At 48.2% G+C, this 4,290-nt stretch carries 2 protein-coding genes and 1 pseudogene; 2 read left to right on the forward strand and 1 reads right to left on the reverse strand.

The annotated features are described in order from the left end of the window. Window positions 1-2,766, forward strand: a 2,766-nt coding sequence (locus tag PLA23_RS10915; protein WP_324475198.1) for a tetratricopeptide repeat protein, incomplete at its 5' end; no start/stop codon positions are given. A gap of 49 nt (window positions 2,767-2,815) precedes the next feature. Here the strand turns inward: PLA23_RS10915 and PLA23_RS10920 are convergent. Beyond that, window positions 2,816-3,331 (reverse strand): protein-tyrosine phosphatase family protein, encoded by a 516-nt coding sequence (locus PLA23_RS10920; RefSeq protein WP_324330188.1) that lies wholly within the window; start codon window positions 3,329-3,331, stop codon window positions 2,816-2,818. Window positions 3,332-3,509: 178 nt separating this feature from the next. Here PLA23_RS10920 and PLA23_RS10925 point away from each other — a divergent pair. Beyond that, a pseudogene (locus tag PLA23_RS10925) lies at window positions 3,510-4,290 on the forward strand (hypothetical protein); the annotation flags it as partial.

A 4,290-nucleotide genomic window follows, 5' to 3' on the forward strand; every position in this document is an offset into this window, starting at 1 on the left:
TATTCAGAAGCACTTGATGCGTATCATTTTGCCATTGAGATAAATCCTGATGATCACGTAGCATTTTTTGGTCTGGCAAATGCACTTGTGCATCTTGAGGAGCAGGATCAGGCGATTGAAGCCCTGAAAAAAGCGGTCAGGATAGACCCTGAGTATGCAGATGCCTGGCGTATGATGGCCGATCTGTATGCCGATTCTGGAGAGATACAACAGGCAACCAGTGCCTATGAACATGTACTCCGCATTGAGCCGTGGGATCTAGAAACCCGGTACTCGTACTCAATCCTGAAGGCTGAGTTGTCTGATGATAAGGCTGCGGTTACTGATATTTTAAATCAGATCATCAATGAAGGTCAGGAGTCGGTCACGTTCTATAACAATCACGGACTGACCCTGATGCATCTGAAAAAGTATGAGAGTGCACTCCAGGCGTTTAACCGGGCATTACAGCTTGGAAAAGACAATCCTTCCGTCTGGCATAATCATGGGGCTGCTCTCTACAAACTCAAATGGTATAAGGATGCCATGAAATCCTTCCAGCAGTCATTAAAACTCAATCCAAAAAATGTCAACTCGTGGGTTGGTATCGGGATGGTTGCCGCGGCCCAGTATGAATTCAGCCGTGCAGCAGCAGCATATACTCATGCCACTCAGCTCAGTCCACGTAAGGTGAATATCTGGATCATGCTTGGGGATACCCAGCTTGAGCGCGGGCAGTACCAGGATGCAATTGCAGCGTATGAGAAGGCCCTGGAGCTTGATCCAGAAAATCCGACCGCCTGGAACCAGCGGGGAATTGCTCTCCGTCTTCTTGACAGTCACCCGGCAGCGCTTGAATCTTTCGAACATGCCGCGGAGACAAAGAATGCGAAACCAGAATCCTGGATTAATCATGCCATTACCAGCTTTGAGCTTGGCGAGTATGACCAGTCGGTCCAATCGTTTGAGCGTGCCTGTAAATTCGGCCCTATTCCATCCGACAGCTGGCTGATTTATCTGAATGCACTGGCATATGAGCATGAAAACCAGAAGGTCCTCAAGGCATGCGAGAAGTATATTGAATTATTCGGACCTGATGCTGAGGTGCTCTTTCTGCTCGGCGTTGCCCAGTACGAGTTAAAACAGTACGAGGCAGCCCTGCATCACTTCCGGGAGACGATAAAACTTGATAAGGATCATATTGATGCTCTTTTCTGGCAGGGTCTGACGCTCCTTGAACTCTTTCAGTTTACCGAGGCAATTTCCTGCTTTGAACAGGTCGAGGATAATCATCCGAATGATGACCAGGCCTGGTTTTATCATGGGAAGGCACTTGTCTCACTTCATGAACTTCAAAAGGCTGAGTTTATTCTGAAACATTCGCTCCAGTTATATGATCAGTCTGCGGATGCATGGCACCTTCTTGCTGATGTGCAGTATACCCGGAAGGTGTATGCAGAAGCCCTGCAGTCTGTAGGAAAGGCCCTTGATCTCTCTCCATCCAATAATGAGATACTGAAATTGAAGGCGAAAATTCAGGTTGCACTGGGATCATACCGGGGTGCATGCCAGACCTATGCTCTAATTAATGAACCGGATGCGAGTGATACAGAAGTTCTCTCCGGTTATACCCGTGCCCTGTATCACACCGGCCAGTTCCGGGAGGCATATACCCGCGTCACCCGGCTGCTTGTGAAGGATGAGAAAAATCCGGATCTCTGGGTGCTGCGGGCAGAGATTGAGCGGGCACAGGGGCTCTTTGATGAAGCTGCCAATGCTCTTACCGAGGCGTGTAAATATGCCCCGAATAATAAAAAAATCCTTTCACTTCAGGCAATAGTGCTTTATGAGGCTGAAAGGTATAAAGAAGCGATTTCGGTCATCGACAAGGTTTTGGGTTTTGATCCGCTGAATGGGGAGTTATGGAAGCGGAAAGGGGCAGCTCATGATGCATTACAGCAGTATGAACCAGCTTCACAAGCATATATGAAAGCTGCAGATTTATTGCAGGATGATCCGGATCTGATCAGACGGCTTGGGATTGCATTATTCAGGGCCGGGAAGTATGACTTGTCCCTTTCACGACTAGAACAGTATCTTGAGGTGGTTCCTGATGATCCGGAAATCTGGGAGATGAAGGGTAGAATCCTGTTTAATCAGGGGAACTATGAACCTGCGAGTGCTGCACTCTCCCAGGTAGTTTTGTACCGTCCTGATGATAGGGATCTGCTCTTTTTATATGCACAAAGTCTTATGAAATCCGGTGAACTTCTGGCAGCCATTCCCCCACTTGATCACATTATTGATCAGAATCCCGATAATGCGGAGGCCTGGAAGCTGAAGGCCGAGATAGAGCAGTCTCTTGGGAGGGAAAACGAGGCGGCCCAGGCAGTAGAAGAAGCGTTACGGCAGATACCTGATGATCCTGGTCTTATGCTTACCCGCGTGAAAACCCTGTATGAGGCAGATTCCTATGCAGAAGGTCTGGATCTGATTCGCCGGGTGATCGATAAGACGCCGGAGAGTGCAGAGGCATGGTTATTATATGCAGAACTCCTCTGGATGACTGCTGATCACAATGCCGCTGCAGCGGCATATGACCGGATACTGGCGCTGGATGATACGAATGCAAAAGCCTGGTTTTTAAAAGCCGATTCATTGCAGAATGCAGGACGGTTTGAGGAGGCAGCAGTTGCCCATGAGCGGGCATTCTCGCTCGGAGGCGATCCCTCCGTTGGACTGATGCTTTCGAAAAAGATGCGGTATTTACAGCAGAAAAAAGGGTGATATACTCAGGAAAACGGTATATATCCCCTCTGGATACATACTGCGGAAGCTATGATATAAGAGCCTGTTCTGCCCAGAGGAGTATTTCTGTCTGGGCGCGGGTCTGTACACCAGCTCCGGCATTCCTGATGATGTTTTCCGCGTCATGTCTGGGAATGCCTGCTGCCATGAGAAGAACGGTGGCAAAAAGGCCGGTTCTTCCAATTCCCATCCTGCAATGAACGAGGAGAGATTCTCCGGCTTTCAGGTATTCTGCGTATTTGCGGGCAAGATTCAGAAATGCATCAGGGTGATTTGGAACTCCGTAATCTGATATGGGAAAGCAGTCGATGGTGCATGTCCGCTTATCATCCTGAATAAAGGTCATGTATTCCGGTGAGATACTGGCGATCTCATCAAAGCAGGGAAGACAGATAATTGTATGAATATTCCGTTTTTCAAGTTGCTGTAAAAACTGTTGGAAGTCCTCGTACCTGCCCGGCATGGGATGTAAATACAGGGAACCGGGCAGGTTTTTCGGAAGGGCTACTTCGCGGAATAATAGTCCTGATGCCTCGAATTCCATGTTCGATTACACTATCAGTATATGCCGCTCTGAATACATATTGTCGATGGTGACCGTTTTTCACCCTCTGATACCCTCATTTATTATGAAAAATTCATTCATGGTCCAAATCTCTTATATATTCAGCCGACTACCATTCTTACAACCATTGAGTGTAATACGAGGAGATGGGAACCAAATGAGGAAACGGGGTTTTGTGAGGTCATGGGTATGGAGTATCCTGATTATGCTGCTTGTCACCATCATCCTGCTACCGTGCTCAGGAGCAGGAACGCCGGTTCAGCCGGTGCAAAACCAGGTAGTCATTTTTTCAGGTCAGATTCCATACGGGGAAGGAAATGTTTCAATTCGGTCTGATTCAGGGACCCTGTACCAGATTCCTGCCATGACCCCTCTTGGGATTATTCAGGCTCTTGCCGGGACCGGAATGATCTCCGGGTATCGCATCGGGGATGAACTCTATAATAAACGGGGGATTTTCACGCTTGACGGGGTAAACTCATACGAAGTAACCGGGGAGGATGCCTGGTTTGTCCTCGTAAACGGGATTCAGCTCAAAGAGTATCTGCTTCCATCTTATGAAGGACTGAATACCTATCTTTTAAAGGATGGTGATGATGTCCTGTTTGCATATGGCAATCCTACGATGCCAGCTATTGCAGCAAAGGCACTTATCTGGGTTCAGGTAGGGAGTAAAAATGGGGTTATGCAATTTATATCCCCATCTGCTATGATGGGTCAGTATATGATATCTCAGATTCCTCTGGTATCCACTCCTGTTCCGACTCCTGCTCCGATTGTTGCACCCACTTCAGTTCCCGTTGTTGAGTCTGCGGTCAATACGACTCCTGCTCCGATTGTTGCACCCACTTCAGTTCCCGTTGTTGAGTCTGCGGTCAATACGACTCCTGCTCCGATTGTTGCACCCACTTCAGTTCCCGTCGTTGAGTCTGCGGTCA

Source organism: Methanospirillum sp. (assembly GCF_035406105.1).
Lineage (GTDB): Archaea > Halobacteriota > Methanomicrobia > Methanomicrobiales > Methanospirillaceae > Methanospirillum.

Excerpts from the sequence above, each read along its gene's own strand:
- PLA23_RS10920 (WP_324330188.1), bottom strand. The coding sequence starts at position 3,331 with ATGGAATTCGAGGCATCAGGACTATTATTCCGCGAAGTAGCCCTTCCG.